This window comes from Acetobacter musti, from assembly GCF_011516835.1.
Lineage (GTDB): Bacteria > Pseudomonadota > Alphaproteobacteria > Acetobacterales > Acetobacteraceae > Acetobacter > Acetobacter musti.
This window is the reverse complement of the sequence record NZ_WOTB01000005.1, coordinates 109,133-130,651: the sequence shown is the minus strand read 5'-3', so window position 1 is coordinate 130,651 and position 21,519 is coordinate 109,133. Positions and strand designations below refer to the sequence as shown.

The window sequence follows — 21,519 nt, the reverse complement described above, 5'->3', positions numbered from 1 at the left end:
GCGGATTATCCGAGCCGCGCGACCACCTCTCTCGCCCGCGCAATCAGACGAGGCATGTCGAACCCGGGAATTACCCCGTCAGTGACCACCGGCCGGCCGGCTTTCAGAACATGGCGCACCGAGCTCCCGCCGGAGACAACCGGCGCGGCCAGCGGATCATGCAGACCCGCATGTCGCGGATCGTCCAGCCCGTGAACGACAAGATCCGCGATCCGCCCCTCCGCGACCACCCCCAGCTCCTCGTAGCCGAGCATCGCCGCTCCCGCCGTCGTGGACCAGCGGACCACATCCTCGACAGAAGCGGCATCCGCGCCCCCGACCGCGCGCTGAACCATCCAGCCCGCATGCATCTCGCTCGCCATGTCGCAGGCTTCATTCGAGGCAGCCCCGTCGACGCCCATCGCCACACGCCCGCCGGCCCGGTCCAGAGCCGCCGCCGGCGCGATGCCCGACCCGAGACGACAGTTGCTCTGCGGACAATGCGCCATCCCGGTGCCCGTCGCGGCCAGCACGGCGATTTCGTCCTGATCGACATGCACCAGATGAGCGAAAAACACGTCCGGTCCCACCCAGTCATGCCGCGCGACAAATTCCACCGGCCGGCAGTCATGAACCTCGCGGCACCAGGAGACGTAATGATCCGTCTCGGAGAGATGCGAATGAAGACCGATACCCATCTGCCGCGCCGCCGCCGCCATTGCCTTCAGTTCCTCCGGCGTCGCGCCCCAGGTCGGCGTGTTCGGAGCCAGCAGGATTTTCCGGCTGCTGTCCGGACCGGCATCGTGATAGCGTGTCGTGAGATCCTGCACCCGCGCCAGCATGACATCGAGGGTCTCGACCGGCATCGGCACAACATCGTCCGTGTCATAGGACCGGTCCCGTGTCGTGCCGCCGCGTGAAAGCGCCAGTCTTATGCCCAGACGTTCAGCCGTATCGAAAAGCACCGCGGCAGGATCGTATCCATAGCGGTCGGAAAACAGATAATGATGATCGTTGACCAGCGTGCAGCCGCTCAGAAGAAGCTCGGCAATCCCGATTTCCGCCGCGACCTGCAGAGCCTCTTCGTCGATCTTATGCCAGTAATGAACCGGAACAAGACGAAGCCATGTCTCAAGCCGCGCATTGATGGCCGAAGGCACAGCCTTGAGGACGCTCTGGAAAAGATGATGATGAACACTGACAAAGCCGGGAGTGACGATACCGCCCCGCGCATCCAGCACCTCATCGCCCGGCAAAGGCGCGATATCGCCGATCGCTACAATCCGGCCATCGCGAACGCGGATATCGCCCGAACGTCGCGCCGCCTCACCGCGCAGTCCGGTCAGGATGCCGGACGCGTTCCGGATCACCAGATCGTGCCGGTAAAGGGCCGTATCGATTTCCGTCATAGCGGCGTCACCTGCGCTGCGTCGGCAAAACGGGACGTAAACGCGTCCCGCCACGGCGCGTCGGCGCCGATCAGACCATTGGCCACCATGAACTCATGCGTCGCGCGCCACCGGTCCTGCGTCATGGTTCCGATATAATGAAAGGCCGGATCATCACTGTTCAGAACCTTAGCGGTTTTCAGCGCATTGATGCCATACGCCATGCGGGCCGCCGATTCATGCGGCGAGGCCTTCTGAATAAGAGCATTTCCAGGTGATGGATCACCATGCAGATAATCCCGCCATCCGAGCAGCGACGCCCGGACGAATGACGCAACCGTTCCGGGATCGCGCTCCGTCATCGGGCGGGTCGTCACGAGCGTCGTGCCGTAAGGAGGATAGCCCTCGTCCGAAAGACGGAAGAATCTGGCAGGAATGTTCTTCTGCACGACATCGAACATCTCCGAACTCTCATACCCCTGGAACGCGATATCCGGAGAGACGAAGAACGGCTGGAGATTGAATGTATAAGGCGCCACCTGTCCGTCATTCAGCCCGTACCGTTTGCGCAGCCAGGGCCAGAATGTCTGGCGCGATGAACTTGCGATCAGAAGACGCCTCGTTTTCAGATCGGCAAGAGACGTCGCCGGCTCGTGCATGATGATGCCCTGCTGGTCATGCTGGAAGGACGTCGCGACCGTCACCAGCGGCATTCCGCCCGCCACGCCGTGCAGGATCTGGAAGTCATAGCCGGTGATGAAATCACACTGACCAGCAAGCAGAAGCTGCACCGCATTCACCTGAGGACCGCCATTCGCGATCGTCACGTCCAGACCCGCGTCCCGGTAGAACCCTTTTGCAAGCGCCTGAAAAAATCCCCCGACCGGCGCCTGCGCGAACCAGGAGAGCGTCAGCCGGACCGGTTTCAGCCCCTCCGCTCTCGCCTGATACGGCGAAAGCCCCGCACCGGCCACCGCCAGACCGGAGCCCGACGCGGCAAGGAAAGTTCGGCGCGACAACAGTGCCATCTCAGCGCGGTCCTTAATCTGTCAGGTAAAAACGGAATCCATCGCCGGAGCGAAAGAAAAGTCGAACGCTTCTTCCCAGTGAACATCTCCGGAAAGCTGATGTGTGGCGACCATGAAATCCCGGACCGCGCGACAGCGATCCGGCAGTATCGTGCCGATATGCGATCCGGCCGGCCCAAATCCGCTGATCTTGCGGAACTGCCCGCGGGACCATGCAATCTGATCGTCTGTCATGATCGGATTTTCAGCGCGGATCAGCGCATTGCCAGGACCCGGATCGTTTTCCATCCAGTCCGCCCAGCCTTTCATGCTGGCATGGAGAAAACGCGCGACGTCGTCCCGGCGCTTCGTTACGACATCGCGCCTCGATAGAAGCGGATTGCCGTAATCCGCGACCGTGTAATCGGAAAAAGGGAAGTAGTTGTAGGGAATCTTCCTGCTCTGAAGCACGTAGGGCTCAGAGGTGGCAAAGCCCTGGATCGCCAGGCTGGGATCGATGATGAAGGGCTGCACATTATAACCATAAGGGCGCACCTGTGAATCGTCGAAACCGTAATGGTCTCGCAGCCAGGGCCAGAGCGTCGACCGCACCTCCGTGCTGAGAAGAATCGTATGCCCTTTAAGATCGGAAAACCGGGTAATATCCGGATGGGTCAGAATGCCCCCCAGAGACGTCTGAAAGGTCGTCGCGACAGTGACAGCGGGCATGTTCCGCTGGACACAGAGCATCGCCTCTCCCGTGCCGCCAATGATGGCGTCATAACGTCCCGCCAGAAGCAGCTGAATATTGTTGATCTGAGGACCGCCATGGTCGATGACCACATCCAGCCCTTCAGCCCTGTAATATCCTTTTGCCTGCGCCTGATAAAATCCGGCATGCTCCGCCTGCGCGAACCAGTTGGTCAGGAAGCGGAACGGCTCCGTCGCCCCGCGCGCAATCCGGGGCATGGCCAGCGTCGCCGCCGCTCCGAGGAATGTTCTGCGTCTGATCGTTGCGGCGCTCATCTGAACTGTATCTCCCATCCGGCAATCGCCATGGCGATGACACGGCTTTCAGTCCCGGATATCTGCTGCCGGATCATGCCATGATCGCAACAGACCATACCGCGTCCGGTCCCGGCGATCACAGCCCGGCACCCGCAGAGCACGCACTGTTCAGCTCGGATGATAATGCAGTAAATCCAAAACACTGCCGCACATTGTACAGCGTCGCTTCGGAACAGTACTGCGGCGAGGTCGTGGCGCAGCAATCCTCAAGCAGAATGGAGTCATAACCAAGACAGCTTGCATCGGCCAGCGTCGAGAGAACGCACTGATCGACGTTAACCCCCGCGAAAAGTAACGTATCAACGCGAAGATTTCTCAGAATGGAGTCAAGTGGCGTGTCCCAGAAACCGCTCATCCGGTATTTCGCGACATGAATATCATCCGCTTCAGTCTTCAGTTCATCGACGATGGCAGCGTTCCAGCTGCCTTCTTCAAGAACACCTTCGGTCTGACCCGAAAGACGATCACCGATTCCGGTACTCTCACCATCCGGATTGTAAACATGCAGAAGAGACGGACTGAGATTCGACCGGTCGGGACGATTTCCCCAGTTGACCCACAGAACCGGCACGCCTGCCAGACGAAGAGCCGGCAGCACCGTCTGCAAAGGCGATATGGGCTTGCGGACAGGCGCGATATCCACGCCAATGCTCGCCAGCCAGCCATCGGGATGACAGAAATCGTTCTGCATATCGATGACGAGGATCGCCGACCGCGCCAGATCGAATGTCAGCATCTGCGGCCGCGCCGGAATCGTCACGGGGCACGACAGGGCAGGGGGGCGCACGAAACTGACAGCCTCTTTCGAAACCTGCCAGACATTGGGGCGCGAGGAACCAAGACTCTTCATCGGCAGAGCACCGCGATATCTTCTGCATCCAGTTCGACAGGCTGACCCCGGCGGATCAGGGCGCCGAACTCCTCATCGGGAATCATGACCGTCAGCGTATAGAGTTTTGACGAGCCGGTGTTTTCAAGAACATGTTCGGAGCCCGGTCTGACCAGCAGTGCGTCACCTTTACGCAACTCCGTCGTCTGTCCGTCACAGTGGGCGCGGCCCTCGCCACTGAGCACATAAAACAGCTCATCGGCCGCGACATGCGAATTTGGCGGCGTCCTGCCACCAGCGGTAAAGATCTCCACGACGGCGACCGATGTGCATTTCGCGACATCTCTGTCAAAGAGAATGGCAAAATAGTTCGTGTCGTCAGGCGATATTCTGAACGCCTGAACCTTGTCGACGGAAGCTTTGAAAAAAGACATGATCACTCCTTGCCGTGTCCTGCGGACACGGCCAGCATCGGGAGATGAAGACGGGACGCGGCACGGTGAATGCGCAGGGTCAGGACGCGCTGGTCGGCGAGAGAAGCCTTCCACGGGTCCGCATCGGTACCGGGGTTGACGGGAAAACATGGGAAGCAGGCCGGAGAGATCGACAGACGAAGCCGCTCCCCGACGCCGACCGTGCAGCAGGTGGCCCGCATCGGCACACGCGCCTGTCCGGGTTTCAGGGTCGCATACCCCTCCGCGAGGGGATAAGCAGCACCATCTTTCGTGACACGGGAGAGCACGGCGTGGATGTCGAACGATAAAGCCGTCGCCTCAGCCTCAATGTCCAGAGTGACGGCCCCGGCCAGCAGCCGTGCCGTGCTGAAAGGTGCGGTGGTGAAGGTGAGCGTGTCGGACCGCGCATCCGTCTGCGCCCGGTCGACCGGCCCGGCCGGCTGACCGAACGTACCCCCGCAGGGCGAAGCAGGCCGCCAGGGGTCCAGCGTGACGGAGTCCGTCGGCACCACCTCCGTCGCTACTGCGATCCCGGAACCATCCGCCACACCGAGAACGCCATCACGCATGTCGATCGCGGCACGACCGGAGCCAGACAGCGCAAAAGCTTCGCTATTCTCAGGGAAAGACGCAAACTCGCGCCACAGATCCGCCCCCATGTCGAAAAGACGTGCGCCTGACAGCGGAGACACGGCCGGCTCGTCTTTCAGCCAGTGGTCGAACCAGGCAATCTGCTGCTGGTCGATATCGGTGACGGCATCCGGCCCGAAATCCAGATCCCCGACACGACGGTCCCACGGAAAATGCGCCCACGGCCCGACAACGATCCGCGTCGGCATCAGCGGACTCAGAGCATGATAGGCCGCAAGCGTTCCCGGAAAATGGCTGTCGAACCAGCCCCCGATCAGCAGAGTCGCCGGAGCGGTGGCCGAAATCTCCGTCAGACGCGCCGCGGGAGAGATCGTTCTCCAGTAAGGATCGTCCGCAGATGTGTCGCGCCAGCGGGCGTAATGGCTGTACCGGGTGAGCAGCGCGTCATGCCCCGGCCAGGCCGGACGGGGACTGGAGAAATTCAGAGACCGGCTGGCGGCAAACAGCGCCGCCTGCGCCTCATGATCACCGGCCAGCCGCGCCGTTTCCGCCGCCAGCTGCGTCGCCCAGCCGATATTCGCCCGCAGCGCGAAAGCCCCGTTCTCATAAGCCCAGTCGTGGTAAAGATCCCACCCGATCATCGCCGGAGCCACGGCCTTCAGGGCCGGACAATGCGTGCCGGCGGCGAGAAGCTGATTGGTCCCCTGAAAGGAAAAGCCAAACATCCCGACACGGCCGTTGCTTTCCGGGAGCGCAGCCGCCCATGCGACAGCATCGGCGCCGTCATCCGCCTCGTGCTCAAACAGGGTGAACGCGCCACCGGAATCACCCCGCCCGCGAACATCCTGCATGACGACGATATAGCCATGCGCCGCATACCATTCCGGAGGCGCGTAACAGAGGGACGTGCCGATTTTTCGCCCGTAGGCCTGACGCATCATCAGAACGGGAAACGGTCCCGCCCCCTCCGGCTGCCAGATATCGGCCACCAGAACAGTGCCGTCGCGGGCAGTCATCGCCTCCGTGCGGGGAAGCGGAACAGGGAAAAAGCGCCGGCTCATCAGCGGAGATGCTCCTTTATCCATGCCTCTGGCATCAATGCCTCCGGTTTCTCAGCCCCCGGTTTCTCAGCCATGTTCATGCCACCGCCGGAGAACGAGCTGCTGCAGCGCTGCTGTGGCGCCGAACAGAACAAGGCCGGCCAGTGTGATGAGCGCCAGCGCCGCGAACATCCGCGGAATATCCATCTGAAAGCCTGACTGAAGAATTTCGTAAGCCAGACCGGCACTGTTCCCTCCGGTGCCGGCCACGAACTCCGCCACCACAGCCCCGACCAGCGCCAGCCCGCTGGAGATGCGGAGCCCCGCCATGAACATGGGCAGGGCACCGGGAATACGCAGGCGCAGCAGAAGCTGCAGGCGTGACGCCTTATGCATCCGGAAAAAAGCTTCAAGGCCCGGATCGACGCTCCTGAGTCCCTGCAGCGTATTGGAAATAATCGGAAAGATCGCGATCAGGGTTGCGCAGATCACCAGAGCAGGCATCGTCGTCTTCACCAGAATGATGATCAGCGGCGCGATGGCGACAATGGGCGTAACCTGCAGGATGATGACATAGGGCATCAGACTGCGTTCGATCACCCGGCTCTGCACCAGAAGAAAGGCGACCAGAACCCCCGCGACCACAGACACGCCAAGAGCGATCAGCGTAACCAGCATCGTACTGCGCAGCGCATGCAGCAGTACCGGCCCGTTGGTCATCAGGGACGCTCCGATATCGGACGGCGCCGGCATCAGATAAGGCGGAATGTTCCAGACGCGGCAGATGATCTGCCAGACCACGAGGAAAAGCACGCCGACAGCAACCGGAGCGCCGATGGAAAGAAGGCGGGACGAGGTCATTGAGCCTGCTCCGTCCGGTGATCCAGATGGGATACTTCACTCAGTAGCGCATTGAGGTCCCGGCAGATCGCGGCGAATTCATTGCTGAGCCGGAAATTTTCGTCCCGTGGCATACCGGGGTCGATCGCATATTCCGCATAAATGCGCCCCGGACTGGCCGCCATGACAATCACCCGCGATGACAGAAAAGCCGCCTCATACAGGGAATGGGTGACAAAGATCGTCGTCAGTCCGTCCCGCGCGCAGAGCCGCGCCATGTCCTCGTCCAGCCGGTTGCGGGTGAATTCGTCCAGCGCCCCGAACGGTTCGTCCATCAGCAGCAGGTCCGGCTTTGTCACCAGCGCCCGCGCGATCGAGACACGCATCCGCATCCCGCCTGAAAGCTGCGCCGGAAACCGCGTCGCCGCATGGCTCAGACCCACCTGCTCCAGAGCGGGCAGAACACGCGCCTCCGCCTCCGCGCGCGGCACGCCATCCAGATCCAGCGGCAGCCGCACATTCGTCGTCACATTTGACCACGGCATCAGCGTCGGGTCCTGAAAAACGAAGGACAGCCGTCTGCCCTCGCTGCCGACACGGGAGAAATCACCACCCCACCAGGAAACCGATCCCGCCGTGGGGGCATGCAGACTGGCGATCAGCTTCAGGAGCGTGCTCTTGCCGCAGCCGGACGGTCCGATCAGCGTGACCAGCTCGCCCTGGCGGATGTTCAGATCGACCGGAGCCAGACCGCGAACACCGTTCGGAAAAACCTTTTCGACAGCCTGAAGCGTGACGGTTTCTGTGACCAAATTCCGGAATCCTGTTTCAGTATTAAGCCGTTTTCAACCGACCGGCCATGTGGTCCGGCCGCATGGCATTCTCAGGCGGGCACCACCTGGGTCAGGGCGTCCGACAGCTCCAGGGACCAGGCGTCTTTCCAGTTCGCGCTCGCAGCCACGGCGCCGGAGGCGACAACCATGTCCTGAATTTTCGCCCACTGTTCATCCGACATGGAGAACAGCCGGTCGCCCTTTTTCCCCATGGCGTGAATAGAACGGAGCTTTTCACGCGACCACGCCAGATGCTCCGTCGTCACCCCCGGATTGTCCCGGCGGATGGCGACGTCGCCAGGACCGGCATCGCCGTAGAGATAGGTCAGCCACCCGTCCGCGGAAGCCGAGAGAAAGCGCGCCAGCACGTCCCGGCGCTCGGTAAAGGTCTTTCGCGAGACGACCAGAGTGTTTGTATAGGTCGGATACCCGAAGTCCGAGAAAAGAAAATAATGGAACGGAATCTTCGCCTGCTCCAGCGCCCAGGGCTCGGACGACACGAAAGACTGAAAGGCCAGATTCGGATTATGTATGAAGGGCTGCGTATTGTACGTATAGACGCCGGCCTGCGAATCCCTGAAGCCATAGGTCTTTCGCAGCCAGGGCCAGTACGTGCTCCGGCCCTCCGTGCTGATCAGGATTTCATGGTCCTTCAGCCCGGACAGATCCGTCACGTCCGGATGCGCCGTCAGCCCGGTCATGCATTTCGGATAGCACGCACCGATCGTCACGAGCGGAATGCCCCGCTGAACCGCCATCAGCACCGCTTCCGACTGGCCGATGATCATGTCACAGGCGCCGGCGATCAGCAGCTGCATCGCGTTGATCTGCGGGCCGCCGGACTGCAGGGTGACCGCAAGCCCCTGCTTCTCGTAGAGCCCCCCGGCCTGCGCGCTGTAGAACCCGCCAAGCTCGGCCTGCGCATACCAGTTGGTGACCAGCCTGAGCGGCTCAGCCGCCGCGCCGCGCCGCATGGCGGCCATCGGGCCAGTCACGGAGGCCGCGGCGGAAAGGCCCAGAAATGTCGCCCGTCGTCCGATTTTCGCAGAGGTCATCATATACCTTCAGCTCAGATGCATACCGGTATCGTAACGGCATGACGCAGGAATTTAAAAGAGGCATTTCCTTCGCGCAGTGCTGCTTTTCCGGCAGCACCCGGATCGCTCATTCCGGCTGCATCACATAAATGCAGACGCCCAGCATCGTCATGAAAAACCGGAAAGCCGGCTGCTGGCCATTCCAGAGCTGGGACTGCCACATGACGAACCACTCCCCGCCAACCACGGAAAAACCGAGAAACCAGATCAGAAAACCCAGCGCCGTGCCCGGCGGGACAAAACGTTTGGCGCGCCGGAACCCCGCGTCATCGGATTTCAGCGCCCGCAGCATGTCCCATGTGGCCAGCGCGAACAGAACACCGGTCAGGGCCTCGCCCGTGATGATCAGCACATAAAATCCATGCCAGACCCAGTGCGCGCCGATGGCCCGCCACGTCAGCGCATTGCCCGGAAATGTCGTGTCCATCGCCAGCACATGGCGAACGAACATGAAATTCGAACCGTAATCCGTGATGTTGTTGAACGCCACAAGCAGCCCGAAAACCGCGAGAGAGCCGGTCATGACAAGCTTTGCAACGCGCCCCCCGGCGGGGAGTCGGGTCAGTTCGGGAGACATGGCAATCCTCCGTTTTTTATCAGCGCGGGCTTAATTGACGCCACTATCCATGGCACAGGATCGGCACTCTGAAGGAGACAAAAAAAGCAGCACCGGGGAAACGATTTGATGCTGTAAAATGTCGGCGAACCGGTGTCTCATGACGATCCGGGAATGAAACGGAGTGGAAATGGGTGAGACCACATGAGATCGGCCCGGCAGTCACGACCGGTCAGGCGCCGTAAGGTCGTCATGGCCCTCGAAATGAGCCTGCTGTGCCTGCCTTCCGCTCATGCCGCCTCCGGAATCCTGACAGTAGGGGAGGGGACGACCGCGAAACAGTATTCCGCCTCCGCGCTGCTCCGGCGCCCGGACGTCACCCGCCTCGATCTCTCCCGCTCCGGCGAGCCGCTCGGCGCCTCCGTGCCGGCCGTGCCACTCCCGCATCTCGTTGCGTCATCGGACCAGGGACTCTCTTTCGCCGCCACCGATAACTTTGTCGCCCGGATTCCACCGGATGTTTTCAGCAGGGCGCGCCGCGACGGTACCTCCGCCTGGATCGCCATCGAGGAGCAGCCCTGGCCCCGGAGAGACGGACAGGATATCGGCCCCTTCGCCCTGGTCTGGACAGGTCCGGGAGCGGAGAAGATCGACCGGGAACAATGGGTCGATCATCTGGCGGCGATCACGCCCGGCCGTGACGCGAAACTGCCCGCCGCCACCGGGAGCGTGGCCCGTCGCGGCCGCGACGTGTTCACGATCAGCTGCCTCCCGTGCCATCGCGTGTCCGGCGCCGGTTACGGAACCCGAGGCCCGGATCTCGGAGGCCCCCTCCCGGTAAGCCGGCGTCTGACGAAAGAGCGTTTTGACCGCACCGTCCGTCACCCGGAACAGGTCCGGCCTGACGCGGTCATGAAAGGCTTCACAGCGGAGCAGATCCCCGACGCCGATCTCGACGCGATCCGGGTCTGGCTCGGTCAGGTCGGCCCCGCCACCACATCCGTCACACAACCATCGCAGAATCGATAATCGGGTGTCGATCATCACAGGAGACAGGGAACAGATGTCCTATACGATGCCGTCACGTCGCTGGGAGGAAATGGTCTCCCGTCAGTTCCGGACCCTTCCGCCGGAAACCGTCGCCGTCCTGCCGGTGGCGGCAATCGAGCAGCACGGACCGCATCTCCCCGTCTGCGTGGACGCCTGCATCAATGCCGGCCTGCTCTCCATGGCGCTCGACCGCGCGCCCGAAACACTGCCCGTAACAGCCCTTCCCATGCAGGCGGTCGGGAAAAGCGACGAACATATCGCCTATCTCGGAACACTGACCCTCTCCGCCTCAACACTGACCGCCCTGCTGCTCGATCTCGGCGCGAGCGTCGCGCGGGCCGGAATCCGTCGTCTCGTGCTGCTGAACTCCCATGGCGGCCAGCCGCAGATTCTCGATATCGTCGCCCGCGAGCTGCGGCGCACGCATGAGATGTTCGTCGTCTGCGCCGGCTGGAGCGCCTTCGGTTATCCGGACGGTCTCTTCACGCCGGAAGAGCGCCGCTACGGCATTCACGGCGGCGATGCCGAGACCTCGCTGATGCTCTTCCTCCGTCCCGATCTCGTCCATATGGACCGGGCCGAAAATTTCGTGCCCTGGCCTCTGAAGATGGCGAACCAGTTCCGCTGGCTGGAAGCGGAAGGCCGGGTCGGGTTCGGATGGCACACCCAGGATCTGCACGAGGCGGGCGCGGCAGGTGACGCCTCCATCGCCACAGCCGAAAAAGGCGAGCTGGTCGCGGAGAAATACGTCGCCGGATTCCTGGAGCTGATAGAGGAAATCTCACGCTATCCTCTGGAGAAGATACGTCCCGCGTCACCGGATCTGGGTCTGTGAGCGAAAGAGGGAGCAGAGAGCCATGAGCGCGGAATTTCTGGCTGCACTCGGAGACGTGCCGGTGGTGACGGAGCCGGCCATCGTGCGCCGCAAGAGCCGTGATTTTTACTGGTACAGCCCGCTCCTCAAAGCGGCCCTGGACGGACTCACCGCCTCCTGCGTCGTCACGCCACGGGATACCGGCGATGTGCTGACCATCGCCCGCGCCGCCCGCGCCACCGGAACCTGCCTGACGCCACGCGGCGGCGGCACCGGCAATTACGGTCAGGCGGTGCCGCTGAAAGGCGGCGCGGTCGTCGATATGAGCGGCCTCGATCAGCTCCTGTGGGTGCGGGACGGCGTCGCGCGCGTGCAGGCCGGCATGAACATGCTCGCCATGGATCGCGCGCTGCACGAATATGGCTGCGAATTGCGGATGTTCCCGTCCACGAAACGGACGGCGACGATCGGCGGATTTATCTGCGGCGGCTCCGGCGGAATCGGCTCCGTCGCCTGGGGCGGCCTGCGCTGCCCCGGCAACGTGCTCGCCGCGCAGATCGTGTCGATGGAGGACGGCCCGAAAATCGTCGAACTGTCGGGCCGGGACACCCAGGTCATCAATCATGCCTATGGCACGACCGGCCTGGTCACCGAAGTCGAGGTCCCCGTCGCGCCCAGGGTCGCCTGGGAGGATATCGCGGTCTCTTTCTCCACTCTGTCCGAAGCGGTCACCTTCGCGCGGTCTCTCGCCATGCAGAGCGGAATCGACAAAAAGCTTGTCTCCGTCGCGGATGGCGGCCTCGTGCCGTTCTTCGCCCCGCTGCGCGATCATGTCCCGTCAGGACATGCCGTCGTCCTGCTGATGATCGCGCCGTCCGGAGCAGCCACGACCGTCGAACTGGCGAAAGCCGCAGGTGGCGCCGTCTATTATCGCGCCGGAACCGCGGAAGCCGAAGACGATCCGGGACGTGTTCCGCTGTATGAGCTGACCTGGAACCACACCACCCTGCAGGTCCTCAAAAAAGATCGTGGCTATACCTATCTCCAGGCCGGATTCCCGCCGCGCGGGACGGTGGATCTGGTCATGGAGATGGCCCGGCTTCTGCCCCCGGAAGAGATGATGACCCATCTCGAATTCATGCTCATGGACGGCGAAATGTCCTGCGCAGGACTGCCGGTCATCCGGTTCACGACACCGGAACGTCTGAATGAGATTATCCGGCTCTATGAGGAGCACGGGGTCCTGATCGTCAATCCGCACGTCTACACCATCGAGGATGGCGGCCCGCATCGCGTGGTCTCACCCGCGCTGGCCGCCGATAAACGCCGTTTCGATCCCGACGGCCTGCTCAATCCCGGCAAGATGCGCAGCTTCGGTCAGGTCTGAGAGATGCAGAATAGCACAGGAACAATCCGGAACGTCCGCATTCCTGCCTGCCTGTCATCCGCTCCGGCGGTGCCGGCCGGCCCGGATGATCTCCTGTCCTGTGACCTGCTGATCGGCGGCGGCACGCTCGCCGATATTCTGCCCGCCGGCACGGCGCCGGCGGAAATGCCGGACATCCTCGACGGACGCGGCCGGATCGTCCTCCCGCTTTTCGCCGATATTCACACGCATCTCGACAAATCCTTCATCTGGGACCGTACGCCCAACCCCGACGGCACCTTCGCCGGCGCCATCGGCGCCGTTGACCGCGACCGGGAGGCATTCTGGACCCCGGACGATGTCCAGGCCCGGATGGAGTTTTCGCTTCGCTGCGCCTGGGGCCACGGAACCGGCTTTCTGCGGACACATCTCGATACGATGGGCGCGCATGGTGAAGCTGTCTGGCCCCTGTTCCGGGACATGCAGGCCAGATGGGCCGGACGCATCGCGCTGCAGGCCGTCTCCCTCGTGATGCTGGAGCGCTATCTCGATCCGGAAAGTGTCCGGATTGCACAGGCTGTTGCCGAAACACCGGGCGGTATGCTCGGTGCGGTCATCATGCACGACAACGTCACCTCCGATCGTCTCGACGCCCTGTTCGGACTGGCCGAAGAGTATGGCTGCGATCTGGATCTGCATGTCGACGAAAACGGTTTCCCTGACGGCACGGCGCTGGAACAGATCGCCGAAAAAGCCATCAGCCGGCGATTTCAGGGAAAGATCGTCTGCGGACATTGCTGCAGCCTCTCCCGGCAGGATTCCGGACGGCAGAAGGACATCGTGGCGCGGGTCCGCGATTCAGGAATCGGTATCGTCAGCCTGCCAACCTGCAATCTTTATCTTCAGGACAGAAAGCATGGCGCGACGCCATTCTGGCGCGGCGTCACCCTGGTGCATGAACTCGCCGCCGCCGGCGTCCCCGTGATGTTCGCCAGCGATAACGTGCGGGACCCGTTTTTTCCTTACGGCGATTACGACATGCTGGATGTCTTCTCCCGCTGCGTCCGCATCGCCCAGCTCGACAGCCCGGTCGGAAACTGGCCCGAATCCGTAACGACCCGCCCCGCGCGCTGGATGGGACATAACACCATGCTCCGCTCCGGCGGAGGCGCGGATTTCATCCTGACCGACGCCCGCACGATGAATGAGATGCTGAGCCGCCCCGGCGCCGGCCGCCGGCTCATGCGTGACGGGCAGTTCATCGAACCGGGAATTCCCGATTACGATCAGTTATCGACAGGCCAGTAAAAAATCCGGTTTTTCCTGTACAAACGCAGCCTGTAAAATCATTATTAATTCGTTACGAATGGAAACGGCAGATTTTGCCATATAATTTAACCTGCCGGTTAGATTATCATTGCGGAGTCGTTCCATATCCCTGTATTCTCCGATCACTGTATGGTGAGATGGAATGCCAGCGGTGTCAGGTAGTCGGGTGTCGGCCTGCGCGACAGGGCGCTCCACAAACAGGCGAGTAAAAAGATGAGTCAATGTCGGATCTGGACAGTTCATATTCTGATGACGGGAACAATGCTCGGTTCAGTTCTTTTCAATGACCCGGCTGCCGCCCGCCGTACAACCCACGCGCAGACCTCCCAGACCAGAGGCGCGGCGACCACGGCTAAATCGCATGTCGTTCCGGTAAAAAACAGAACACCCGCGAAACCGCGCCCGACTTCCCGGGAGGCGTCCGAAAGTGACGCCGAGGCCGTCTCGGTCAGACTGTCGCGCCACGCGCGTGACGGCGGCGGAGGCATGATGCGGCTTGAGACGGCGCCCGTCTCCGTGCAGACCGTCGGCCGCCAGCTGATCGCGATGCGGAGCCCGAACTCGACAGGCCTGGATCTCGTCGCGAATATGCCCAGCGTCAGTATCGCCATGCCGGACACGACCGGCTTCAAGGGCGGCTCGATCTTCATGCGCGGTTTCACCGATCAGGACATGGCGCTGATGCTCGACGGCGCCCCGTCCTCGAACGCGGGCTATCTTCAGCAGAACGTGGACCCGGAGAATATCGAAAGCGTCCAGCTGACACCGGGCAGCTCACCGATCGACGCCCCCGCCACCCGCGCCGCCGCCGGATCGCTCGATGAAAAGACGATGACGCCGGCGAAGAAGATGGGCGGCGCGATGGATTTCTCCTACGGGACCAACAACCTGTCCCGCGAATTTCTCCGTCTCGAGTCCGGTTACATCGGCAACAGCGGCGTGCGGATGTATATCTCCGGCTCCCACGCCCATGCCCGGCAGTGGATGGGTGCCGGCACCAACGAGCGCATCCACATGGATGTCGGCGTGATGAAGGATTTCGATAACGGATCGTTCGTCAAATTTTTCGGCTCGTGGCACAACTCGATGTTCACGATCGATAATTATCCGACCGAAGCGCAGTTCGAGCTCTACAAAAAGACCGGACAGGGCTGGAACCGCACCAATATCTGGAATCCTGCTTCTTCCTCGGCCGGTAATTACTGGAAAAGCAATATCGATTCATGGAACCAGTTCTTCGTCAGCACCCAGGCGCATGTCATCCTGACAAAGCGTCTGACTCTGGACGTGACGCCCTATCTGTCCACCGGTTTCGGCTTTGACGGCTATGGTGTCGGCACGGTTTCCGGGCTTGGCGGCGTCTGCTCCGCAGGATGCACCACGGGCGCCGGCGCACAGGCGAACCCCAACGCACAGGTCAGCAATTACTGGGGCCAGCACTGGTCGCCGCAGGTCGGCCTCACCGCCAAGCTGGGCTATGACGTTGACCGCCACAACCATGTCACGTTCGGCTACTGGTACGAAAACAACGCCATTTCCTATCTCTCACCCTACATGCTGACCATGGAGAGCGGACGCAATCCGAAACTCTCCGCCAATGACTACAAGCTTTATACGGTGGACGGACAGGAAGTCAGCTCGCGCTACAACGCGGGGTATGAGCTGAACTCGTTCTTCATCTCGGACACCGCGAAGTATCTGAACGACCGGCTGACGGTGAACGCGGGCTTCAAATACGTGATGTCGAACTACTGGGATCACGGCGTCGGCGTAGGCACGGACACGATTTCGAGCTACAAGTTCGGCGCGAACTCCACGGCGCCGCTGCCGCATCTCTCGATTTCGTATCAGTTCAACGAGCACAATCAGATTTACGTCAACGCGGAAGGCGATTTCCGTCAGGCCCAGCCGTCACAGCTCTCGGCATCCACCTCCCTGCCGAAGAACCAGTATTCGATCACCGAGCAGATCGGTTACCGTTACAACAACAAATGGTTCATGCTGGATCTGTCCGCCTTCAACTCCAACATCACGAACCGCCTGCTGACGACCTATCTGCCGAACACCGCCTATGCGGTATCGAACGCGGGCAATATGACGGTCCGCGGTTTCGACGTGATGGTCGCAGGCCGCGACTACCATCACTTCAGCCCGTTCGCCTCCTTCGAGTATCTGCACGGCACACAGGATTCCAATATTCCTTACGGGAATACCTATCTCCCGACGAAAGGACTCCAGTCGATCCTCACCCCGCGCGTCATGGCCAATTTCGGTGTGAGCTATAACAGCACAGGCTTCTTCGGAAACTTCGCCCTGCATTACACCGGTCCGCAGTCGGTCACTCTGGTCGACGACCAGCGCATGCCCGGTTTCGTGACTGATACACTCGCCATCGGCTATCATTTCAAACCGTTCTCCTTCATGAAATCACCAACGTTCCGGCTCAACTTCTCCAACCTGACCGGGTCGATCGTCCGCGTCGGCACAACCGGCGTGGCAAACAACCTCCATAACGTCACACTGCTCGACGGCTCCACTCTCGCCGGCGGCAGCGGAGCCAGCTTCTACGTCCTCCCGCGCTTCTCCATGACCGGAACCGTCTCGACAGATTTCTGATCGGAAAACAGAGAAACACGGTAAGGCATTATCGCCACCAGAGCAGTCGTTCAGCAGAACGACAGCCATCGGCTGGTCACCGCCGGACAGCCCGCAAGGGCGAAGCAGGGGCAGCGGATCTGACGCGCAGTCCCTGTTTTTTTCGTCTGGCCGGTATGTTCACGGCCCCCGGCATCAGACGGAATTTTATCTTGCGGCCTGTTCTCCAGCGTCGATAATTCCGGTTCCGGAAAGCCCATAATCAGGAAATCTGTGCCTTGAAACGGAAAATCATCATCGATACCGATCCCGGTCAGGATGACGCGGTCGCCATTTTTCTGGCGCTGGCATCGCCTGAAATCGATGTGCAGGCCATTATCGCCGTCGCCGGCAACGTCCCTCTGCACCACACGGTCGAAAATGCCCGTCGCGTGCTGGAGATGGCCGGACGACCCGACATCCCCCTCTACGCCGGCGCCGCGCGGCCACTGCGCAGAACCCAGACAACAGCGGAACACGTGCACGGCCCGTCCGGGCTGGACGGAATCGACACCTCCTGGTCGCTGTCCATGCCCGTCCAGACGCAGAGCGGCGTCGATTATCTGATCGGCGCGATCCGTGCGGCGGAGCCGAAGGAGCTGACCCTCGTCATGCTCGGCCCGCTGACCGATCTCGCCATAGCCCTGACCCTCGCACCCGATATCGCCGGACGCCTGCGCGAAGTCGTCCTGATGGGGGGCGCCTGGTCCGAACTGGGCAACATCACACCCGCCGCCGAATTCAACATCTACGCGGACCCGGAAGCAGCCGACATCGTCTTCAGCGCCGGGATTCCGCTGGTCGTCCTGCCGCTCGATGTCACCCATCAGTGCCTCGGCCTGCCCGAACGACTGACCGCCATGCGGGAAAACGGCAACCGCTGCTCCGTCGCCGCCGCCGATATGCTCTCGTTTTCGGAGCGTTTCGATCTGAAAAAATATGGCTGGCCAGGCGCGCCGCTGCACGATCCCTGCACAATCGCCTGGCTGCTGAATCCCGAAATATTCGGCGGCAGAACCGTCAATGTCAGCATCGAAACCGGAAACGGTCTGTGCGCCGGCATGACAGTGGTCGACTGGTGGCGGGTCACGGACAGGACACCAAACGCCCTGTTCCTGCGGGATGTGGATTCGGATGCGTTCTATTCTCTCCTGACCTCGCGCCTGGCAACGCTGCCATGAGCGGACCGGCGGCACCGCACGTCCCGGAACTATTGTTTATCCGGTAAACATGTGTCAGAGTTCCGGCGGATCACGGAGCCGGAAATGCTGCCACGTCATGCGCTGAGCGAGAATGAACGGATAATCCTTGATATGATCGTGGAAAATCCGTTCGCCTCACAGAAAGAACTGGCCGAACGCTGCGGCCTCACACGGCCGACACTCGCCACCTATATCGGCCAGCTCACCCGAAAAGGCTTCCTGCTCGGCCGCGCTTATATCGTGGCCGAGCAGGGCCGCTGCGTCTGTATCGGCGGCGCTGCGATCGACAGAAAGTTCCGCCTCGCCGGACCGATGGTCCAGGGCACCTCCAATCCGGCGACCGGACACACGACCTTTGGCGGCGTCGCACGGAATGTCTGCGAAAACCTCGTGCGCCTCGGCCAGAATACAACGCTCCTGTCCGTCGTCGGCGACGATCCTTCCGGACATGCCCTTGTCGGGCATATGAAAAACTGCGGCGCGGACACGTCGCGCGTCATGTTCGCCAGCAATGTTCCGACAGCGGAATATGTCGCCATCCTCGACAACGATTCCGACCTCGGAATCGGCGTCTTCGACGCCTCCGTCTCGGATTTTCTGGACATCGCCTACCTGCAGCGCAACGCATCCCTGATCGCTTCGGCGGAATGGGTTTTCGTCGACTGCAACGTCTCGGCGGATGTGCTGTCCTGGCTTGTCCAGGAGGCCGCGCAAAGCCCCTGCCGTCTCGCCTTCGACACGGTCTCCGTCAGCAAGGCGCGTCGCCTGCGCGGTCATCTTCCCGGTGTCGACGTCCTGTTCACCAACCGGGACGAAGCGCTGCTGCTGCTCGATGACGCGCAGAACCTCACGGTTCCCGAACTCGCCAGGGCTCTCGTCAGAGCAGGCGTCACAACCGCGATCATCACCGAGGGCGCCCGTGGCCTGACCGTGGCGGATGCCGGTGGAGTCCGCCGCATCCCGGCCTTTTCCGCAAAAGTCGTGGACGTCACCGGCGCGGGCGACGCCCTGATCGCCGCGACACTCGCAGCCCTGCTGGAGGACGCGGAGATCGATACCGCATGCCGTCAGGGAACCGCCGCCGCCGCCATGACGATCGGATGCAGGGAAAGCGTCTGCCCGGACCTCGATCGTGAAACACTTGCGTCATTCATGGAACATTCCTCACCCGTCAGGGAAACCCGAAAGGTACAGACAGTATGAACACGACCAGTCTCCCGCTCATCCTCTCCCCGGCCGTCCGGGACGCTCTGGATAAAAAACAGGCCGTCGTCGCGCTGGAATCGACAATCATCACCCATGGCATGCCGTGGCCCGATAACGTGAACACAGCGCGTCTCGTGGAAGACGCGGTGCGGGCGGAGGGCGCCGTGCCCGCCACGATCGCGATCATCGAAGGCAAAATCCATGTCGGTCTCGATGACAAAACGCTCGAATGGCTGGGCACGGCAAAAGACGTGATGAAAGTCAGCCGCGCCGATCTCGCATTCGCCCTGTCCGCCGGCCGGCATGGCTCCACCACCGTCGCGGCGACCATGATCTGCGCCCACCTCGCCGGAATCAGCGTGTTCGCGACAGGCGGGATCGGCGGCGTCCACAGAGGCGTCGAGGAGACAATGGATATCTCGGCGGATCTGACCGAATTCGCGCGCACGCCGGTCGCCGTCGTCTGCGCCGGCGCCAAGGCGCTTCTGGATCTGCGCCGGACACTCGAATTTCTGGAAACCCAGGGCGTGCCGGTGGTCGGTTATAAAACCAGCGATTTCCCCGCGTTCTGGAGCCGCTCCAGCGGTCTGCCCGTTCCGCTGCGCGCCGACAGCGCCGCCGATATCGCCGCCATGATCAGCATGCGCCGCACGCTCCGCCTGGAAGGCGGCGTGGTCGTGGCCAACCCCGTCCCCGAACAGGATGAAATTCCCCAGGCGGAGATCGAAGCCCTGATCACCAGAGCCGTCGGCGAGGCCCTGGAAGCCGGTATCTCCGGAAAAGCCGTGACCCCCTATCTGCTTTCCCGCATGCTTGAACTGACGGACGGGCGCAGCCTCCGCACCAACGTCGCGCTCGTGCTCAGCAACGCGCGTCTGGCGGCGCAGATCGCCCGCGCTCTTGCATAAAGGCCCGCGTCGCGTCATTCCGAAGACGAAACAGGGCAGGGAACAGGGCGACGCATGACGGTTCATCTCCGGCCGCTTCTCGGCATCGCCGTTCTTCTGCTCACAGGAATCGTGTTCTCATCGGACAGACGCCGGATCAGAGCCCGCGTCATCGGGCCGGCGCTCCTCTGCCAGATCGCCGCCGGACTGGTGATGCTCGGCCTCCCCGCCGGCCGCGCCGCGCTCAGCCATGTCGCTGGCGCCGTCTCATGGGTCGCCGATTTCGGCCAGGCCGGCATCGCCTTCGTGTTCGGCGCGCTGGCCAGCCCGGAACTGACGAAAAATCTGTCCGGCGGGGGCTTCATCTTCGCCATCAGCGTTCTGCCGCAGATCATCTATCTCAGCGCCCTGATCGCCGTGCTGTATCATTACAACATCATGCAGATCATGGCGCGCGGCATCGGCGCCATCCTCACGCGGCTTATCGGCGTCAGCACCGTCGAAGCCTTTTCCGCCGCCATGGCCATGTTCCTCGGCCAGACCGAAGTGCCGATCGCCATCCATCCCTATCTCGCTTCCCTGAGCCGCAGCGAACTGCTGTCGGCCATGTCGAGCGGCACAGCCTCCATTTCCATGTCGATGCTGGCGGCCTATGCCGGGCTCGGCGTCCCCGTGGAGTATCTGCTCGCCGCGTCCTGCATGGCGATGCCAGGCGGCCTGCTGTTCGCCAAACTGCTCATGCCGTCGGACGGACGGGAACAGCCCCGCCTGACCGTCACGGAAACCGCTGAAATACGCTCGGCAAATCTCTTCGACGCCCTCGCGGTCGGCGCCGGCAACGGACTCAGGGTCGCAATTTCCGTCGCCGCGATGCTGATCGCCTTCATCAGCACCATCGCGCTGCTCAACGCGGTGCTGGGCGGAATCGGCCACCAGGCAGGCTTCAATGATCTGTCAGTCGGAACCATCATGGGTTTCGTCCTCCGCCCCGTCATCTGGCTTCTGGGCGTACCATGGGATCAGAGCAACGTCGTCGCCGGCATCGTCGGAACCAAGATCGCGGTGAACGAGTTCGTCGCCTATGGCAACCTGACCCCGTTCTATCAGCATCACCTTCTCACCCCCCAGACCCTCGCCATCGCCTCTTTCGCCCTCTGCGGTTTTGCCAATCTGTCATCCATCGGCGTTCTGATCGGCGCCTTCGGCAGCCAGTGCCCGGAGCGCCGGCAGGAAGTCGCCCGCCTCGGATGGCGGGCCGTGCTCGCCGGCACACTCTCAAACCTGACCAGCGCCGCCATCGCCGGAATGTTCATCGCGTAAATCCGCTGCCCGGATCGATCATTTTCCG

General features: G+C 62.1%; 19 protein-coding genes. 9 read left to right on the top strand and 10 right to left on the bottom strand.

All coding sequences use genetic code 11. The features are described 5' to 3' along the window. Positions 1–5 precede the first annotated feature (5 nt). The 10 genes from GOB93_RS05610 to GOB93_RS05565 all read right to left on the bottom strand — a co-directional run bounded on the left by GOB93_RS05610 (position 6) and on the right by GOB93_RS05565 (position 9,704). Complete coding sequence (locus GOB93_RS05610; RefSeq protein WP_173582506.1) at positions 6–1,388, bottom strand: amidohydrolase family protein; 1,383 nt, start codon at positions 1,386–1,388, stop codon at positions 6–8. Continuing rightward, entirely contained in the window at positions 1,385–2,395 is a 1,011-nt protein-coding gene (locus tag GOB93_RS05605; RefSeq protein WP_173582505.1) for an ABC transporter substrate-binding protein, read from the bottom strand. Before GOB93_RS05605 ends, GOB93_RS05610 begins: the two co-directional genes overlap by 4 nt. Before the next feature lie 21 nt (positions 2,396–2,416). Further along, positions 2,417–3,400, bottom strand: coding sequence for an ABC transporter substrate-binding protein (locus tag GOB93_RS05600; RefSeq protein WP_173582504.1), 984 nt, complete (start codon positions 3,398–3,400; stop codon positions 2,417–2,419). A 118-nt stretch (positions 3,401–3,518) separates the two neighbouring features. After that, positions 3,519–4,292: a cysteine hydrolase family protein gene (locus GOB93_RS05595; RefSeq protein WP_173582503.1), complete on the bottom strand. Its 774-nt coding sequence runs from the start codon at positions 4,290–4,292 to the stop codon at positions 3,519–3,521. Beyond that, positions 4,289–4,705 (bottom strand): cupin domain-containing protein, encoded by a 417-nt coding sequence (locus GOB93_RS05590; protein WP_173582502.1) that lies wholly within the window; start codon positions 4,703–4,705, stop codon positions 4,289–4,291. The genes GOB93_RS05595 and GOB93_RS05590 overlap by 4 nt, the downstream gene beginning before the upstream one ends. Before the next feature lie 2 nt (positions 4,706–4,707). Beyond that, positions 4,708–6,378, bottom strand: a complete 1,671-nt coding sequence (locus GOB93_RS05585) for a CocE/NonD family hydrolase (RefSeq protein WP_173582501.1) — start codon at positions 6,376–6,378, stop codon at positions 4,708–4,710. A gap of 66 nt (positions 6,379–6,444) precedes the next feature. Continuing rightward, positions 6,445–7,218 (bottom strand): ABC transporter permease, encoded by a 774-nt coding sequence (locus GOB93_RS05580; protein WP_173582500.1) that lies wholly within the window; start codon positions 7,216–7,218, stop codon positions 6,445–6,447. Further along, positions 7,215–8,009 (bottom strand): ABC transporter ATP-binding protein, encoded by a 795-nt coding sequence (locus GOB93_RS05575; protein WP_173582499.1) that lies wholly within the window; start codon positions 8,007–8,009, stop codon positions 7,215–7,217. The genes GOB93_RS05580 and GOB93_RS05575 overlap by 4 nt, the downstream gene beginning before the upstream one ends. Before the next feature lie 71 nt (positions 8,010–8,080). Continuing rightward, entirely contained in the window at positions 8,081–9,088 is a 1,008-nt protein-coding gene (locus GOB93_RS05570) for an ABC transporter substrate-binding protein (protein WP_173582498.1), read from the bottom strand. Between the two features lie 106 nt (positions 9,089–9,194). Continuing rightward, positions 9,195–9,704, bottom strand: coding sequence for a DUF2165 family protein (locus tag GOB93_RS05565; protein ID WP_173582497.1), 510 nt, complete (start codon positions 9,702–9,704; stop codon positions 9,195–9,197). A gap of 183 nt (positions 9,705–9,887) precedes the next feature. On the opposite strand from GOB93_RS05565, the gene GOB93_RS05560 reads away from it, so the two are divergent. From GOB93_RS05560 to GOB93_RS05520, 9 genes are all read left to right on the top strand, one after another. Then, positions 9,888–10,712: a c-type cytochrome gene (locus tag GOB93_RS05560; protein WP_173582496.1), complete on the top strand. Its 825-nt coding sequence runs from the start codon at positions 9,888–9,890 to the stop codon at positions 10,710–10,712. 34 nt (positions 10,713–10,746) lie between these two features. Then, positions 10,747–11,568 (top strand): creatininase family protein, encoded by an 822-nt coding sequence (locus GOB93_RS05555; protein WP_173582495.1) that lies wholly within the window; start codon positions 10,747–10,749, stop codon positions 11,566–11,568. Positions 11,569–11,590: 22 nt separating this feature from the next. Further along, positions 11,591–12,934 carry an FAD-binding oxidoreductase gene (locus GOB93_RS05550; protein ID WP_173582494.1) on the top strand — a complete coding sequence of 448 codons (1,344 nt, stop codon included), beginning with the start codon at positions 11,591–11,593 and terminating at the stop codon, positions 12,932–12,934. A gap of 3 nt (positions 12,935–12,937) precedes the next feature. Continuing rightward, entirely contained in the window at positions 12,938–14,221 is a 1,284-nt protein-coding gene (locus GOB93_RS05545; protein WP_173582493.1) for a cytosine deaminase, read from the top strand. A 270-nt stretch (positions 14,222–14,491) separates the two neighbouring features. Then, the gene (locus tag GOB93_RS05540; protein WP_242010554.1) at positions 14,492–16,858 is read left to right on the top strand and encodes a TonB-dependent receptor; all 2,367 of its coding nucleotides are present in this window, start codon (positions 14,492–14,494) and stop codon (positions 16,856–16,858) included. A gap of 257 nt (positions 16,859–17,115) precedes the next feature. Then, the gene (locus tag GOB93_RS05535; RefSeq protein WP_173582492.1) at positions 17,116–18,057 is read left to right on the top strand and encodes a nucleoside hydrolase; all 942 of its coding nucleotides are present in this window, start codon (positions 17,116–17,118) and stop codon (positions 18,055–18,057) included. 84 nt (positions 18,058–18,141) lie between these two features. Further along, positions 18,142–19,281 carry a carbohydrate kinase gene (locus GOB93_RS05530; protein ID WP_173582491.1) on the top strand — a complete coding sequence of 380 codons (1,140 nt, stop codon included), beginning with the start codon at positions 18,142–18,144 and terminating at the stop codon, positions 19,279–19,281. Beyond that, on the top strand, positions 19,278–20,192 hold the full coding sequence (locus GOB93_RS05525; RefSeq protein WP_173582490.1) for a pseudouridine-5'-phosphate glycosidase: 915 nt from the start codon (positions 19,278–19,280) through the stop codon (positions 20,190–20,192). Before GOB93_RS05530 ends, GOB93_RS05525 begins: the two co-directional genes overlap by 4 nt. A 54-nt stretch (positions 20,193–20,246) precedes the next feature. Then, entirely contained in the window at positions 20,247–21,491 is a 1,245-nt protein-coding gene (locus tag GOB93_RS05520) for a NupC/NupG family nucleoside CNT transporter (protein WP_173582489.1), read from the top strand. The last annotated feature ends 28 nt before the right edge of the window (positions 21,492–21,519 follow it).